Genomic DNA, 16,356 nt, shown 5'->3' on the forward strand with positions numbered 1-16,356 from the left:
AAAATTAAAATTATAATACCATGAACGTTAATGAAGGCGAAGAAATTAAGAAAGAGTTCCAGTTAGAGCGTGTGATACTCTTTAGTGATGCGGTTTTCGCCATCATTATAACAATAATGGTATTGGAAATGAAGATGCCTGAAGGGCTGCGGCATGCTAATGCTGAAAAGGTTAAAGAAGCTTTCATGGAGCTGCTTCCTAAGTTTGGCGGTTACATAATATCATTCCTTATTGTAGGTGTTTTCTGGTCGAAGCACCTCAAGATATTCAGTTTTCTAAAAGATTATACAAGCCAGCTGATTGCCCTGAACCTGCTTTTTCTTTTTTCTATATCCCTGTTTCCGTTTGCTGTTTCGCTAATGACAGAAACACTTGGTCCGCATAGCTTGTACGGGCTGGCGGTGTACTTTGGTATAGTAATGTTTTGTTCTCTTACGCAAACGCTGCTGGTGCATTACCTGATTATAAATGCCAATGAGCTGTGCATTATGCCTGCAGAAATAAAAAAGAACCTGCAATGGAAATCGCAACGCTTTACCTATATCGCTGTACCGGCGTTTTACGCACTAATCATAGCAGCAATAGTGCTGAATTTAAATGTTAATGTTATAACCACCATAAGTGGTGTTTGGGCTATTACACTTGCTGTGATACGCAAAAGGTACTATCCTGCGGCTAAAGCTGAGGGCGGCCCTATACTGGCGAGGTTATTCCGCTCAAGAAGGCGCCTGAAAGAAGCTGCTGAAAAGCAGTAGAGAGTCTTGGAAATAACTATTTTAGTTGCCCGGTGCCGCCAGCTCAGCGGGATCGAAGATAGACCCTGCCCGGGAGAAATATTGATACAAGCCGTTATCATGTAAGCGTACTACTACAACGCCTCTGCGGGTACTGGCGTGTACAATGTAGCCGTTTTGCAGGTACACCCCTACATGGCTGAACTGCTTTCCGTCAAAATCAAAAAAGACCAGATCGCCTTCTTTCAGTTCATCCTCATACTTTCTTTTTATGGTATTAACCTGCATGGCACAAGTACGAGGTAAAGCGGTATCGTAAACCTGCAACTGCAACAATGAAACCAAACCCGAGCAATCGACACCGTCTTTTCCTAAACCGCCAAACCGGTAGGGGGTACCCATCCATTCGTCAATAAAGCTGTATAGCCGTCCGTTTTGTATATCGTTGCGTTTAACGCCCATCATTGTGGCGTACTTGTCGGCAAGCTCTTTATCAGGCTTCACCATCACATATGGTCCACGCCTGGTAATTACTGCAGTACTTCCGGCGTTACCATAGTTGTCTGTACGCGCTGTGAGTTTACGTGTGTGACAAGAAGCTAAAGTGGCTACGGCAACTATAAACAGTACAGCCTTAGTATAGGTACGGAAGTTAAACATGCTATAAAGATATTTGTGCACGGCAATATGTTACAACGGATGTTATAAACATTTTATCAAAGGTGGGACAAACAAACCCTTATCAGCTTTTTATTACCCGTTGTATTTCGTCCAGTTTCATTAGGGCTTCTACAGGGGTTAAAGTGTTTACGTCCAGATTGTTCAGGGTATCGCGGATCTTTACAAGCACCGGATCATCAATGGAAAACATTTGCATTTGTACGGCTTGTTTTTGCACTTTACGGATACTCTCTTTGATGTGCTCGCCGCCGGTGCGCTCATGTTCAAGCTTTCTTAAAATCTCGTTAGCGCGACTAAGCACTTTGCCTGGCATACCCGCTAGTTTAGCTACGTGTATACCGAAGCTATGCTCGCTGCCACCCGGGACTAACTTTCGCAGGAAGATGATCTGCTGACCAACTTCTTTAACTGAGACGTTGAAGTTCTTAATTCGATTGAAGCTGTTGCTCAATTCGTTCAACTCATGATAATGCGTTGCGAATAAAGTTTTCGCCTTTGCTGATGGATGATTGTGCAAGTATTCGGCTATAGACCAGGCTATTGAGATTCCATCATAAGTGGAAGTGCCGCGCCCGATCTCGTCCAATAATATCAAACTCCGGTCACTTAGGTTGTTGAGAATGCTGGCGGTTTCATTCATCTCCACCATAAAGGTTGATTCGCCGGAAGAAAGGTTGTCAGATGCGCCTACACGGGTGAAGATCTTATCAATTAATCCTATAGAAGCAGCTTTGGCTGGTACAAAGCATCCCATCTGTGCCATCAATACAATAAGGCCGGTTTGCCTAAGCAATGCCGACTTACCTGCCATGTTTGGCCCGGTTATAATGATGATCTGCTGTGAGTCGGAATCAAGGAATACGTCGTTAGTAATGTAGTCCTCACCAGGAGGGAGGTTTTTTTCTATCACCGGGTGTCGACCGCCTTTAATGTCCAGCACGCGGCTTTCGTTAACATCAGGCTTAACATAATAGTTCTTTAACGAAATGGTCGCAAAATTAAGCAACACATCCAGCCGGGCTACCAGTTGGGCATTCAGCTGTATCGGTTTGATATATTCTGCAAGTGCATATAGTAAATCGTTATACAGGCTGGTTTCTAATACTAATATCTTTTCTTCCGCACCCAGTATCTGCTCCTCGTATTCCTTAAGCTCCGGGGTAATGTAGCGCTCTGCATTTACCAGCGTTTGCTTACGAATCCAATCAGTTGGCACTTTATCCCGGTGGCTATGTGTTACCTCTAAATAATAGCCAAATACATTGTTAAACGACACTTTAAGCGATGGTATCCCGGTCACTTCTGCCTCACGTTTTTGTATTTCAAGCAGGTAACCTTTGCCACCGAAAGCTATTTTACGCAGTCTGTCCAGTTCTTCGTTAAGCCCATCGTTCATCACCGAGCCCTTTACCATCATAATCGGTGGTTCGGGATGAAGCTCACGTGCTATCTTCTCACAAATGGTAGTGCATTGGTTTAGCTGCTCGGCAATAGCACGCAGTGGTTCGCTTTCGCTGTTCTCTGCAAGTTTTTTGATGCTTGATATTGCCAGTAGCGCTTTCTTCAACTGGCAAACTTCGCGCGGATTGGCTTTTTGCAAGCCGATTTTTGATATAAGCCGTTCGAGGTCGCCTATTTGCCTTATCTGCTGTTGTAGTTCTTCGCGTAGTTCTTCCTGGCTTATAAGGTATTCTACCACCCCCAGGCGGTCACGTATGGGTTTTATCTCCTTTAAGGGCATCACTATCCATCGGCGCAGTAAGCGCGCACCCATAGGGGAGCAGGTTTGGTCAAGCACATCAACAAGCGTTAAGGCATTCTCATTTGCCGAGCCAACCAATTCCAGGTTACGTATGCTGAACCTGTCCAGCCATAGGTAGCGGTCTTCTTCTATGCGGCTTATGGCGCTGATGTGCTGCAGGTTCCTGTGCTCTGTTTCGTTAAGGTAATGCAGGGCAACCCCGGCCGCAACAATGCCTAGGTTCAGCTTATCAATACCAAAGCCTTTCAGGGATTTTACGCCGAAATGCTTTAGCAATGTTTCGTGGGCGTAATCGCCGCTGTATGGCCATTCATCAAGTGTGAAGGTGTAGTACCGATCGCCGTAAGTATCTTTAAAATCGTGCTGACGACTTTTGGGAAATATTATTTCGCTGGGAGAGTAGCTTTGCAGTAATTTATCAATGTAATTGCTGTTTCCCTGAGCGGTTAAGAATTCACCAGTGGAGATGTCAATTAATGCGATCCCAATACTGTTCTTTTCAAAATATAGAGATGCGAGGTAATTGTTCGTTTTTTGCTGAAGGATGTTATCGCTTGTGGCTACGCCGGGTGTAACCAGTTCTGTAACGCCGCGCTTTACAATTCCTTTCACCGACTTAGGATCCTCCAACTGATCGCATATAGCCACCCGCTGACCAGCCCTTACTAACTTTGGCAGGTAGGTTTCAAGCGAGTGGTGCGGGAATCCTGCAAGCTCGATGTGTGTTGCAGCGCCATTTGCACGTCGGGTAAGCACAATGCCTAAAATGCCGGATGCTTTAACAGCATCCTGTCCAAAGGTCTCATAAAAATCGCCCACACGAAAAAGCAGCAACGCACCCGGGTGCTTAGCCTTTATGGCATTGTACTGCTGCATTAAAGGGGTTTCTTTGGTTTCGCTTTTTGCCAAGGGTGCTCCGTTCAAATAATCCGCTAATTTAAGCCTATTGCAGCGTATAAACAGTATTGTGGAAAAGTAGGAATAATGTGGATTGCTAAATACCTACAGAACGGTTAATTGCCGTTGTGATAGGCCATGCTGTTAGCGTAGGTAGATTCCGCTGCTATTTTATTGAGGCTGTCTATGCGAAAAATACTGCATTTACGAAGATCATACCTTACACCGCCATTGGCTTTGTCGTGCAGCCCCACTACATCATATTCCACAACTACAGTGGTGTCGGTGTTGATGATCTTATCCACCAGATATTTTGCATCAGGTGAAACATAGAATTCTAAATGGAATATCTGGTCAGCGCCCTCCGGCCCTGTAGCCATGCCCTTCCAATCACTTGATGAAATGTTTGCTTTGGGCGCATACTGACTTGCCAGGCTTCTAAGGTCATGATCATTAAGGTACCTGAAGTGCTCCTGTATAAGTGTTTCCGACTGCATCTTCTTGTCAGCAGCAGGCTTTTCAGGCTTTGGCTGCCCACATGATGAGATCAGGATAATTGCTACAGCAGTAACTGCTGGTAAACATTTCTTAAGCATTGCTAAAGATAGAAAATACGTTATTAAAAAAGCAGGACTCATAAAGCCCTGCTTTTCTTTCTTTGTAATGCGATTAGAAGCTGCTTCTTACCGCATTGCCAAATGTTTTGGTGCTCCAATAGCCACTATCCAATATACGGCGAACGGTCATTAACGGGTACTCCGGATCGCGCTTATCAGCTAGCTGGAAGGCGATTTTAAAACCTCTTTTCTCAATTTCAGGCAATACAGGTTGTTTCCAGATACCAAACGGATAAGCAAAGTAGATTATTTTTTTTCCGGTGATCTCTTCGAGTTTCTTGGTTGGCTTGTCTATTTGTGTTACCCAATCGTCTACAGGGCGTTCGGTAACTTTGCCGTTCTTGCCGATTATTTTTAAAGTAGATGTGTGGGAAAGTTTATCCACTCGGTGGTGGTCCCACGTGTGGCTGCCGATAACATGGCCGTCGTCAGACAGTTTCTTGATCATGTCTGCAGTCATATAGTGTGGGCGGCCTATAGATACTGTCATCACAAAGAAAACGCCTTTGAACCCGTATTTTTTCATCTCTGGTGCAGCGATAGTAAACTGATCCAGGTCGGTATCATCAAACGTTAACATTATAGGCTTTTTAGGCAGCGCTGCTCCTGTAGTAAGATAATTGTATAACTGATCCGGCAATATGGTGTGATAACCGCTGTCTGCCAGCATTTTTAAGTGTTCTTTAAAGGCCGCTATCTGCACAATGTAATCCTTAGCGCCTTTGCTGTCAGTTGCTTTCCAGTCGCGTATTTGGTGATAGCACACAACCGGTACCTGCTTGCGCGCCATCACAGCGGCTTTGTCTACCGGGCCTGTGGCAAGCTTAGTGGCAGGAGCATCCGGCTGTCCGGCAGTTGCTGCGGTTGATGAAGCACTGTCTTTGGTGGCTTCGGCCTGGCCGGTTGGTTTTGATTGACAAGAGATCATGCCGGCTACAAGCAGCGGCAAAAGGGCAGAAAGTTGTTTGTACATAAGTATGGGACGTTTTAACAAGATGCTAAAATTATAAATTGCAGGAGATATATTATTAACTGTTAATAAATAAGACTAATGTTAAAGAACTATTCTTTTTCCTTCGGCCACAGACCTTTTAGCCGCATCAAGTATTTGCATTACCAGCATATTGTACTTTAACGATGACCGGTCATTAATGCCAAGCAAACGGTTTTTAAGAACCAGTTGCAAGTAGGTGACCGGATTGTCCAACGGTGCTTCCAGGGCATTCGTTACATTTATTGTGCTGGCAGTATCGCCGGTGCGGATAAGCGTGCTGCTGTTGTTAAACGCGTGCATGTAGCCGCTATCGCCAAAAACCTCCAGATCTTTGATGGAGAAAGGCCAGTTCCATGATGCTTCTATAATGCCGGTAGCCGTAGGGTATTCTACAATAATGCTTACATCATCTTCCACCTTAGGGTACATCTGCAGTTTCATATGACGGGCAACAGCTGTAACTGCCACTGGTTTTTGCCCCTCCATAAGCCAGGTCATTAAATCAGCGCCATAGCATCCAAAGTCTATAAGGGCACCACCGCCATTAAGTTCAGGGTCTGTAAGCCAGCTTACAAATTCTTTACTGCAACCAATCTCCTTTGGGCCCTGGTGGCCATCGTGCACTATCATTTTCCGTATCCGGCCAATGCTGTCTTTTTGCGTAAGGTTGTATACATGCTGGTAAGACTGGTACCAGGTAGTTTCGTAATTGGTAAGCAGCTTTATATAGTATTTCAGCGCCAGAAATTCCATTCGTTTTGCTTGCGCCAGGGTGGCTGCAAGTGGCTTTTCTACCATCACACTAATGCCAAGGGGCGCACAAACTTCAACCACATCTATGTGCTTTGCAACCGGGTTAAAGCCGAGTACAGCGTCCGGCTTTTTGGTGACCGCCATTTTTTTAAGATCGTCAAAAAACAAGGAGTCGGGTATGTCATACCGCTTCTTGTATTTTGCGCGGAGTTGCTTATCGGCTTCTGCTATGCCTACAATTATTACTTTTCCCTGGTGGTAATCAGTAAGGATATTATTTACGTGATCGTGTGAAAGGCCTGCTATGCCCAATCGTAACGTACTTACGGGCAAATTCATGGGCACAAAAGGTACAGCCGCAGGAATTGCCACTGCCGGCTGTTTTGCAGCCGGAACTTCCTGCGCTAACACAGCCGACGCAGATAACGTAATAAGTAAGCTAAATAGAAACCCTTTAATATTCATGCTACAACCAGCGTTATTTCTCGGTCGATAACGAATAAGGTACGTCCTCTGTTTTGATGCCGCGTGTTTTGTTAGGTGATGCAGACATGTCAAAGTTAAGCACTGCACCTTTTAGCAGGTTGAAATGGCTTAACCAATTATGTGTATATGGCTTCCCACCAATGGTAAGGGTTTTTACATATCGGTTAGCGTCGCTATTGGTTGGTGCGTTTATCACCAGCTGTTTGCCGTTCTCCAGAGTTACGGTCATTTTCTTAAACAATGGTGTACCTAAAACGTACTGATCGCTCGCCGGAGTAACAGGGTAGAAGCCCATTGCTGAGAATACATACCATGCAGATGTTTGCCCGTTATCTTCGTCGCCGCAGTACCCGTCAGGTGTAGCTTTGTACAACTTATTCATCACGTCGCGTACGTGCAATTGAGTTTTCCACGGCTCTCCTGCGTAACCATAAAGATAGGTCATGTGCTGTATGGGTTGGTTGCCGTGTGCGTATTGGCCCATGCCGGCAATCTGCATTTCGCGGATCTCATGAATTACTTCGCCGTAGTAGCTGTCGTCAAATACAGGTGGCATTGTCCAAACAGAGTCTAGCTTGGTTACAAATTTTTGTTTGCCGCCCATCAGGTCAATAAGGCCTTGCACGTCCTGGAAAACGCTCCAGGTATAGTGCCAGCTATTACCTTCGGTAAAAGCGTCGCCCCACTTAACCGGGCTAAAAGGCGTTTGGAAACTGCCGTCTTTATTTTTTCCGCGCATTAAACCTGTAGAAGGATCGAACAGGTTCTTGTAGTTCATGGCGCGTTTTTTATATAAGCCCGTCTCTGATGCCGGCCTACCTAAAGCTTTACCTAATTGGTAGATTGCAAAGTCGTCATAAGCGTATTCTAACGTGCGTGCGGCATTCTCGTTTATTTTAACGTTGTAAGGCACATAGCCAAGCGAATTATAGAACTCAACACCTTCGCGTCCGGTAGCAGCCGGGCCTTTATTGTTAGCGCCATGTAGTAGCGCCTGGTAAAGTGTGTTGATATCGTATCCGCGACCACCTTTTAGATAGGCGTCTGCAACTACTGATGCTGAGTTGTTACCAACCATTACTGCGCTATAACCCGGGCTGCTCCATTCCGGCAGCCAGCCGCCTTCTTTATAGTCGTTAACCAAACCAGCCTGCATTTCTTTGTTGATGGAAGGGTAAACCAGGTTCAGGAAAGGGTATAATGCCCGAAAAGTATCCCAAAAACCGGTACCGGCAAATTTATACCCAGGCAATACCTCGCCATTTTGCGCGCTGTAATGCATTGGCTGGCCTTTGGCATTTATCTCATACATTTTATTAGGAAAGAACAGCATACGGTACAGACACGAATAAAAGGTACGTACCTGGTCTACCGTTCCGCCTTCTACCTGTATGCGGTTTAGAGTTTTGTTCCATGTTGCTTTAGCTTTGGCACATGTTGTATCAAAGCTGTCATTTGCCAGTTCTCTGCTGAGGTTTAGTTCTGCTTGTTCCGGGCTGATGAAAGATGAGGCCACTCTGAGATGTACCTTTTCTCCTGTTTTGGTTTTAAAGCCTATTAGCGCGCTCACATGCTTTGCAGAAAGCTCGTTGCCATTGTTAAGTGTACTATCGCTATAAACCTGGGAAAGGTTGATAGCCTTATCTACATATATTACAAAATAATTCTTGAAGTTTTTGAGCGGACCGCGGGCGTACTTGGTGGAGTAACCCACAATTTTGCGTTGCTCGGGTATAACTTTAATGTATGATCCACGATCAAAAGCATCAACAACAATGTAAGAACTGTCGGACTTTGGATAAGTGAACCTGAACTGCGCAGCACGTTCAGTAGGAGTTATTTCCGTAGTGATATCATGATCGGCCAGGTATACGCTGTAGTAATATGGTTTTGCTACTTCTGCTTTATGCGAAAACCAGCTTGCACGTCCATTTTGCGACACTTTGATTTTGCCTGTAACTGGCATAATTGCAAATTGACCATAATCATTCATCCATGGTGATGGCTGATGGGTTTGCTTAAAGCCGTTAATTTTGTAAGCGTCGTAGGTGTATTGCCAGCCGTCGCCCATTTTACCTGTTTGAGGTGTCCAGGTGTTCATGCCCCATGGAAGGGCTATAGCAGGGTAGGTGTTACCATTGCTCAGGTCGTATTTAGATTGCGTTCCCATTAGCGGGTTAATCCATTCCACGGGGTCAGTTACTTTGGTAACCTGCTGGGCAAATACATTAGCGGAAAACAGACATGTAGTCAGGAAGAGTGAAATTTTCTTCATAGAGATATTTTGGGGATATACAGGCCGTAAATATAAAAGACCGGCAGGGATTGCCGGTCTTTTATATTGTAAAATTATTACCACCCTTGGTTTTGTTTCAATTTAGGGTTGGTGTTTATCTCTCTCTGTGGTATTGGCCAGAAATAATACTGTTCTTTAAACGTTACTCCCTGCTCATTCGGCGTAGAGGTAGCGTCGGCAAAAGTGCCGCCTGGTACAACGTATATTTTATGTGTACGCTGAATATCGAAGTAAGATTTGTCCTCATAACATAGCTCAAGGTAACGTTGCCTCCAAACTTCCTCACGGAATGCGGCCTGAGAAAGGTTTCCTATAGGAGCCAACTCGGCGCGTGCGCGGATAGCGTTCACCTGATCTCTGGCAGTTTGATTAGGTGCGCCTTCAGCTTCATTTTGTGCTTCTGCGTAAATCAACATTGCTTCGGGCAAACGGAATAATGTCCAGTTTTCATCACTCTTACCATTTCCCAACGCACTTTCTGCATGGAAGAATTTATAAAGCGAAGCTTTCTCAAAAGTGATGATTGTTGATGGATCTTTGTCTTTTGGATAGCTGCTGAAAAAGAATTGACGTTCTTTTGCACGTTTATCACCGGCAGGGTAGCTGGCAATAAATTGGGTAGTAGGTATCATTGCACCCAGGTGATCACCATAAGCACCAACTTGTAAGTTAAAAGGCAGTGTTAATTGTGGTATCGCGTTTTCTTTTACACCCACCAGGTAGTTAATCTGGAAGATCAATTCCCCCTGGTTTTTATGAGCGTTATCATGTAAATATGCATAATCCGGGAAAAGCGTATACTTTGTTAATACTGGTAGTACCTCAGCGGCCGCCAAAGCATAGTTTTCTTTTTTCTGCATCGGATAACCAGCCATGGTTAAATAAACGCTGCCCAGTAAGGTACGTACAGCGCCCAGAGATGCACGGCCGGTTTGGTCGGTCTCGGACAAGCCAGATTCCTTAGCGGCCTTTAGGTCGGCTACTATCAAGTCGTAAACTGATGCCATTGGCGAACGTTCAGGGTAAAGAGTTTCACTGGTGATGGTAACCGGTTCAGTAATCAAAGGCACATCACCGTACAGGCGCACCAGGTGGAAGTAGAAAAATGCTCTAAGAAAGTAAACTTCGCCAAGCAGCTTTTTCTTATCGGCATCCGGCATTGCAATATCTGGTATTCGTTTTAGCGCAATGTTGGCGTTTGCAATAGCGGCATAACTATTAGACCATACGGTTTGAAAACCGGGGTTTGTAGGGCTGGTGGTTTGGGTTATAACTTGTTTATTATTTACACTTTGCCCAAGCGTGGTGGTATGGCCTGCAAAAAGCTCCAACGTGATAAAAGGGCTCTCGCCATAGGCATCACCATTTTGAAACATGTATAAATTAGAGTATATACCATTTACAAAAGTTTGCGCCTGCGATGCAGTTGTAAAGTAGTTATTGGTGTTGAAATTGTCCCTTCGCTCTTCGTCCAGGTATTTTTTACAGCTACTGGCCGAAGCAGTAAGGATTAGCATTAATATACCAGCGCTATATTGTTTTAGGTTAAACTTCATAATAATGTATATTAAATTGTTTAATTAGAAACTAACATTTACTCCAAGCAAGAATGTTCTTGGTTTTGGATAATCGTAAAACAGGATGCCCTGTGTAAAGTTGCTGCTGCCGTTGTAGGTAGATACCTCAGGGTCGTAGCCGGTGTATTTTGTTATCACAAACAAGTTTTGAGCCTGCGCGTAAACCCTCAAACGGTTTATCTTCAAATGTTTGAGTATGTTGTCCGAAAAGTTGTACCCTAACGTTACCGATCTGCCACGGATGAAGTTGCCGCTTTCTACCTTAGTAGAATAAATTTCGGTCTGATAGTAAACATATGCAGGGCGGGTTTGAGCTATCGAGGTATTTTGGTGCTCTGGCGTCCAGGCGTCTAGTACGGTGGAATAGCTGTTAGCCTGACCGGTACGGTCCTGGCCCGAGTGCCTTGTCAAGTTCATGATTTGGTTACCGTAGTTAAACTGTAACTCTACACCCAATTCAAAGCTTTTATAGCGGAAGTTGTTAGTGAAGGTGCCAAAACCATCAGGTGTTGATTTTCCAAGTACTTCGCGGTCATCAGCTGTTATTTTGCCGTCACCGTTCAAATCTTTGATTTTCAAATCACCAGGTAATAGGTTGTATTTCGCAGCTTCAGCAGCCTCAGAAGTTCCCCATGTGCCTAGTACTGTATAACCGTAAAAGCTACCCGGCGACAAGCCTACCCTCATCAGGTTAAAATTTGAAAGGAAGCCAGGGTCAAGGAAGATATCATCGTTATTTTGGCCAAGTTGTAATATTTTGGTCTTTAAAAACGTGATATTGAAGTTAGTTGTCCAACTAAAGTCGTTTGTCTTAATGTTGGTAGTATTAATTGCAAGCTCAATACCTTTGTTTTCTAACTTACCAATGTTTTTGAATACGTTACCAAACCCGCTTGTTTGTGGTATCGGCGCATTAAGCAACAACGCTTTGGTCTTTTTCAGGAACGCGTCTGCTTCAATATTAACACGGTTGTTAAACAGGCCTAATGATACTCCCAAATCTAACTCCGAATTTTTTTCCCAGCCAAGTTCTTCGTTACCAATTGAAGTTTGATGAGTGCCAATGGCCTGTGCACCGCCAAATACGTAAGGGGTTGTTTCAATGTTGGCAGTTGAACGGTACTCGCCAATCTCGGTGTTACCGGTTAAACCATAGCTTACACGAAGTTTAAGGTCAGATATGGTTTTGTTATCCTTCAAGAATGATTCTTGCGATGCTCTCCAGGCCAGCGCCGCTGATGGAAAAAAACCATTTTTGGTATTTTTACCTAAGCGGGATGATCCATCCTGGCGGCCGGTTACAGTTAAGAGGTACTTCTCTTTGAGGTTGTAGTTCAAGCGAGCAAAGAACGATTGCATTTGCCATGCATCGTAGTTTGACGAAGGTATACCCGGGATTGCACCTGCTCCAAGATTATAAAAGCTATAGAAGTTATCAGATAATGTGCTTGTTGATGCACCAAAGCCTGTCTGTTTAAAGTTCTGACGCTCGAAACCCGCCACAAGGTTAATTTTGTGAATACCGGCAAAAGTTTTGTTGTAGGTAAAGTAGTTAGACCATTGCCAAAAAACATTGTTCGCCTCGCTTATAGAAGCAGAGCTGTAATCCTGACTGGCACTTGCACCACCTACCAAACCGGTTTGAGAGCTTGGGTAGTAATTGGCAGATGTAGTAACACCCAGCACACTGCGGAATTGCAAGCTTGGCAGAATGTTAAAGTTGGCGTAAGTATTACCACTAAACACCCGTATCTTGGTTAACTGGGTTATTTCATTCGCTTGAGCAACCGGGTTATCGCCGCCTTCCATATTAGGGTAGTCTGTACGTTTGCCATAGCTGCCATCAGGGTAGCGAATAGGGATGATAGATGGCATCTCTACTAACATACGCGGAATGTTGTTACCGCCTACGCCATTATCCTGTGCACGGCCTTCCTGCGCATTGTAGTTTAACGTTGCACCAACCTTTAACCATGTTTTTATTTGATTATCAAAGGTTAAACGTGCGTTATAGCGTTTTAAATAGCTGTTTAAGATAATACCCTGATCATCGGCATAGTTTAAGAAGAAACCATAGTTCATTTTTTCACTATTGCCTGTAAAGCCCAGGTTATGGTTCTGGCTTACCGCGGTGCGGGTAGTAGCATCCTGCCAATCTACATCGTACAGCGGGTTAAGGTTGGCATCGAATAATTTACCAATAAGTGCAGTGCGGATAACTTTGGGATCTTTCGAGGCATAGTTGCCGGCAGCCCATCCTACGGGATCAAACTTTTGTATGTTAGCATAACCCTGGTCTTCAATAGCTAAAAACTCCTTAGCGTTAAGCACATCAAGCTTTTTAGCCATTTTGCTTACGCTAACGTAACTGTCATAGCTTACAGTTCCGGCACCACCACGGGCACCACGTTTTGTAGTAACCAAAATTACACCATTTGCACCGCGTGTACCATAGATAGCAGTAGATGATGCATCTTTCAACACGTCGATAGATTCTACGTCATTTGGGTTGATAGCGTTACCGCCTTCTGTCCAAACCACACCATCTACCACATAAAGCGGGTTGGTACTGGCGTTTAATGACGTATAACCACGGATACGTACCTTAGTAGCGCCACCTGGCGCACCTGAGTTGGTAGATACATTCACACCGGCTATTTTGCCTGCAAGTTCCTGCTCCAGGTTGGTTTGCGGGCGGTCCTGTAGTTGTTTGGCGCTTACGCTACCTACTGATCCGGTAAGGTCTACACGTTTCTGTGTACCATAACCAACAACAACAACTTCGTTAAGTGCTTTTGAGTTTTCACCCAATACAACGTTAACTACTTGCCGGTTGTTAATTGGCTCCTCAATTGTATTGTAGCCTATAAAGCTAAACACCAGCGTGCCGCTGCCGTCTGGTACATTAAGCTTGTATTTACCGTTCACATCGGTTACGGTACCAGTTACAGTACCTTTAAGTTTCACGTTAACACCCGGTAGCGGGCCTTTTGCGTCGGTAACTGTACCGGTTATGTCTATTGCTTGTATAACAGTATTATGTTCAGCATCCTTTTTCTTAACTACAATGGTTTCATCAAAAATCTTGTAGGTGAGGGGCTGATCTTTAAACGCTTCATCAAGCGCCTGGTTAATGGTTACGTTATCTACGGCAATGTCAATCCCGCGTGCTTTTGCAACATCGGCTTTGTCGTACATAAAGTGATAGCCGGTTTGCCGCTCTATAAGGCGGAGTACTTTTTCCACCGAGGCATTCTTTTGCCTAATTGATACCGTTTGGCCAACAGTTTTGGCAGTAACATTGGTAAGTGCTGCAATTAATATAATGGCAGTTAGTTTCATAACCAATATAAATTTGAATGGTTTAGACCACGCCACAGGCGTAGCCTTAGAATTAAAATTCATAAGTTTGAGTGTTTGGGTTAAACGTTAAGTTTCAATTCGCTAATTGCAATGAATAATGGGTGACCCTGGCATTTTGCCGGGAAAGTGGGTCCAAGCACTTCCCGGTTTTTTATGCGATATATTTAAAAGAGGGCACCTTTTTCGGCGGCTAACTGTCTGTGTATACTTCTTTCATCATAGGTGTTTTTGTAGGGTTAGTTTATAGATGTTTACCGTGTGTGTTGCTATTGTACTATTATGGTGGTGCCTTCTATCTCAACGTTTACGCCGGTATACTTAAGCATTTTTAAAAGTTCCGATGCACGTACATTGCGTGACAGGTGACCGGTAAATTCTCTCTGCGGCACTTTTCCTTTGTAAGTTACGTCTACGTCATACCAGCGTGAAGCCTGTCTCAGGATCACGTCTATACCGGCATCCCTGAACTGGAAAATCCCATTCTTCCAGGCCGTTTCATCGTCTACATCAACATCGTCAACAACTCTGTTTTGCCCTGAACGATGTATCTGTGCCTGCTGACCCGGTTTAAGTGCCGCGCTGAAGTTGCCGCTGCTGATGTTCACAGCACCCTCCAGCAGCGTTGTTTTCATGACGTTTTCGTCGTCGTAGGCCATAACATTGAAATGAGTGCCCAGAACTTCTATTTTGGCCTGGTTTGTTTTTACCCTAAAAGGCATGGCTTTATTCTTTGTAACTTCAAAGTAGGCTTCGCCGGTAATGGTAACTTCTCTCGATGAACCAGTGAAGTGAGCGGGAAAACTGATTGACGACGCAGCGTTAAGCCAAACTTTAGAGCCATCAGGCAGTATGATCTGATATTGGCCACCTCGTGGCGTGGCAATGGTGTTCATTGCCATAGCATCGGATGTTTCCGCAGCAGCTGCGGCATTATAGATAAGTTGCCCGTCGGCCGTTTTCTTTATTATAGTAGCGCCCTGTTTGGCTAGCGTGCCGTTCTGCGCATCGTCTAAAATAATCGTCTGGCCGTTAGCCAATGTTAATACGGCTTTGTTACCACCGGGTAAAGCGTCATGTGCCGGGCGTTTTGCACGGGCGACCACCTGCTGTTTAGCTGGCCGTTCCTTAATCTGGTGGAAAACAGCTGCGCCTGTAAATACAATAAGCATAGCAGCTACAGCAACTTTGGCCCACATGATAATGGAACCTTTTGACTGGTGACCTGAACTTTCGTTCTGTTTAGTAATACTAGCAAGGATGGATGCTGACTTTTCTTTGGTGAAGAAAGGCTCTGTACTATTTAATTCATCCCAAGTTTGGCTAATAAGGTGTGCAAGTTCTTCATCCTGCTGCCCGGCATCTATAATGGCAAACAACTCGTCGCGCTCTGACTGAGAGGCAGTGTTATTGTAATAGCGATCAAAAAGATGTCGCAATCTCAGCCGGGACGTTTTCATTGATGTGTTTTAAATTGGTAGAGCAAGCTTGGGCAGCTTTCTATAACTAAGACACCATCGTTATTGAAAAAGGGGGTATAGGTAGACTATCTTTTTAAAATAAAATTAAAAGCAAGCAGTACTATTGCAGAAACATCAATATTCGACTGTACAAAGTTGGTAATGGAGTGCGTTGCACCTTGTAAATATTTTTTGACTGTTTCGCGGGACAGTCCCATTTGCGTGGCAATCTCATCGTACTTTAAGCGATTGTGCCTGCTTAGCAAGTAAACCTTTTGCTGTTGGGGGGGGAGGTGGTCTATTGCTTGATCTAATAAGGTATAAATATCCATTGAGCTTGTTTGCTCTACAGCAAGTACTGCGGCGTTTTCTTCTATAGCTTTCTGATGCATACGCTCCCGGGCCAGTTTGCGCAGGCAATTAAGCGCATGGTTACGAGAAACAACAAACAGGTAGGCTTTAAAATTTTCTACTAACGCAAGGCTCTCTCGGGCGGTCCAGATTTTTAAGAATACGTCCTGTACAACTTCTTCGGCGAGTTCTGCGGAGTCTGTTATCTTGTAAATATGCCTTCCTAAAAGGTGATGCCAGGTGTTGAACAATTCGCTGAAAGCGTGTTCATCTCCACGGGAAATTTTCAAGAGCAACTCTTTTTCACAGGGTGATCCCAAGTCAGACATAGGCGATAATTGGCGCTGGCAAGTAATAAAAAATTAACTATAACTGCAAATAAACAACA

The 16,356-nt window shown here is 44.4% G+C and carries 11 protein-coding genes; 1 reads left to right on the plus strand and 10 read right to left on the minus strand.

Annotated elements, in window-relative coordinates; all coding sequences use genetic code 11:
• The first annotated feature begins 20 nt into the window (after positions 1–20).
• Positions 21–755 (plus strand): TMEM175 family protein, encoded by a 735-nt coding sequence (locus tag AC59GT_RS05815; RefSeq protein WP_497236757.1) that lies wholly within the window; start codon positions 21–23, stop codon positions 753–755.
• 21 nt (positions 756–776) lie between these two features.
• Here the strand turns inward: AC59GT_RS05815 and AC59GT_RS05820 are convergent, their stop codons facing one another.
• From AC59GT_RS05820 to AC59GT_RS05865, 10 genes are all read right to left on the minus strand, one after another.
• Complete coding sequence (locus AC59GT_RS05820) at positions 777–1,394, minus strand: C40 family peptidase (protein WP_497236758.1); 618 nt, start codon at positions 1,392–1,394, stop codon at positions 777–779.
• An 82-nt stretch (positions 1,395–1,476) separates the two neighbouring features.
• Positions 1,477–4,086, minus strand: a complete 2,610-nt coding sequence (gene mutS / locus AC59GT_RS05825; RefSeq protein WP_497236759.1) for a DNA mismatch repair protein MutS — start codon at positions 4,084–4,086, stop codon at positions 1,477–1,479.
• 104 nt (positions 4,087–4,190) lie between these two features.
• Entirely contained in the window at positions 4,191–4,670 is a 480-nt protein-coding gene (locus tag AC59GT_RS05830) for a nuclear transport factor 2 family protein (RefSeq protein WP_497236760.1), read from the minus strand.
• Between the two features lie 73 nt (positions 4,671–4,743).
• On the minus strand, positions 4,744–5,664 hold the full coding sequence (locus tag AC59GT_RS05835; RefSeq protein WP_497236761.1) for a polysaccharide deacetylase family protein: 921 nt from the start codon (positions 5,662–5,664) through the stop codon (positions 4,744–4,746).
• Positions 5,665–5,745: 81 nt separating this feature from the next.
• Positions 5,746–6,903, minus strand: coding sequence for a Gfo/Idh/MocA family protein (locus tag AC59GT_RS05840; RefSeq protein ID WP_497236762.1), 1,158 nt, complete (start codon positions 6,901–6,903; stop codon positions 5,746–5,748).
• A 13-nt stretch (positions 6,904–6,916) separates the two neighbouring features.
• Positions 6,917–9,199, minus strand: a complete 2,283-nt coding sequence (locus AC59GT_RS05845) for a GH92 family glycosyl hydrolase (RefSeq protein WP_497236763.1) — start codon at positions 9,197–9,199, stop codon at positions 6,917–6,919.
• Between the two features lie 77 nt (positions 9,200–9,276).
• Entirely contained in the window at positions 9,277–10,776 is a 1,500-nt protein-coding gene (locus AC59GT_RS05850) for a RagB/SusD family nutrient uptake outer membrane protein (RefSeq protein ID WP_497236764.1), read from the minus strand.
• Between the two features lie 24 nt (positions 10,777–10,800).
• Entirely contained in the window at positions 10,801–14,202 is a 3,402-nt protein-coding gene (locus tag AC59GT_RS05855; protein WP_497236765.1) for a TonB-dependent receptor, read from the minus strand.
• Between the two features lie 224 nt (positions 14,203–14,426).
• Complete coding sequence (locus tag AC59GT_RS05860) at positions 14,427–15,617, minus strand: FecR family protein (protein WP_497236766.1); 1,191 nt, start codon at positions 15,615–15,617, stop codon at positions 14,427–14,429.
• Between the two features lie 86 nt (positions 15,618–15,703).
• Positions 15,704–16,297: an RNA polymerase sigma factor gene (locus AC59GT_RS05865; protein ID WP_497236767.1), complete on the minus strand. Its 594-nt coding sequence runs from the start codon at positions 16,295–16,297 to the stop codon at positions 15,704–15,706.
• Between the last annotated feature and the right edge of the window lie 59 nt (positions 16,298–16,356).

This window comes from Mucilaginibacter sp. 320_HR, assembly GCF_059691875.1.

Coding starts and splice junctions, on each gene's coding strand:
- AC59GT_RS05820 (WP_497236758.1), bottom strand. CDS start 1,394: ATGTTTAACTTCCGTACCTATACTAAGGCTGTACTGTTTATAGTTGCC.
- AC59GT_RS05835 (WP_497236761.1), bottom strand. CDS start 5,664: ATGTACAAACAACTTTCTGCCCTTTTGCCGCTGCTTGTAGCCGGCATG.
- AC59GT_RS05845 (WP_497236763.1), bottom strand. CDS start 9,199: ATGAAGAAAATTTCACTCTTCCTGACTACATGTCTGTTTTCCGCTAAT.
- AC59GT_RS05815 (WP_497236757.1), top strand. CDS start 21: ATGAACGTTAATGAAGGCGAAGAAATTAAGAAAGAGTTCCAGTTAGAG.
- AC59GT_RS05865 (WP_497236767.1), bottom strand. CDS start 16,297: ATGTCTGACTTGGGATCACCCTGTGAAAAAGAGTTGCTCTTGAAAATT.
- AC59GT_RS05855 (WP_497236765.1), bottom strand. CDS start 14,202: ATGAATTTTAATTCTAAGGCTACGCCTGTGGCGTGGTCTAAACCATTC.
- AC59GT_RS05860 (WP_497236766.1), bottom strand. CDS start 15,617: ATGAAAACGTCCCGGCTGAGATTGCGACATCTTTTTGATCGCTATTAC.
- AC59GT_RS05830 (WP_497236760.1), bottom strand. CDS start 4,670: ATGCTTAAGAAATGTTTACCAGCAGTTACTGCTGTAGCAATTATCCTG.
- AC59GT_RS05850 (WP_497236764.1), bottom strand. CDS start 10,776: ATGAAGTTTAACCTAAAACAATATAGCGCTGGTATATTAATGCTAATC.
- AC59GT_RS05840 (WP_497236762.1), bottom strand. CDS start 6,903: ATGAATATTAAAGGGTTTCTATTTAGCTTACTTATTACGTTATCTGCG.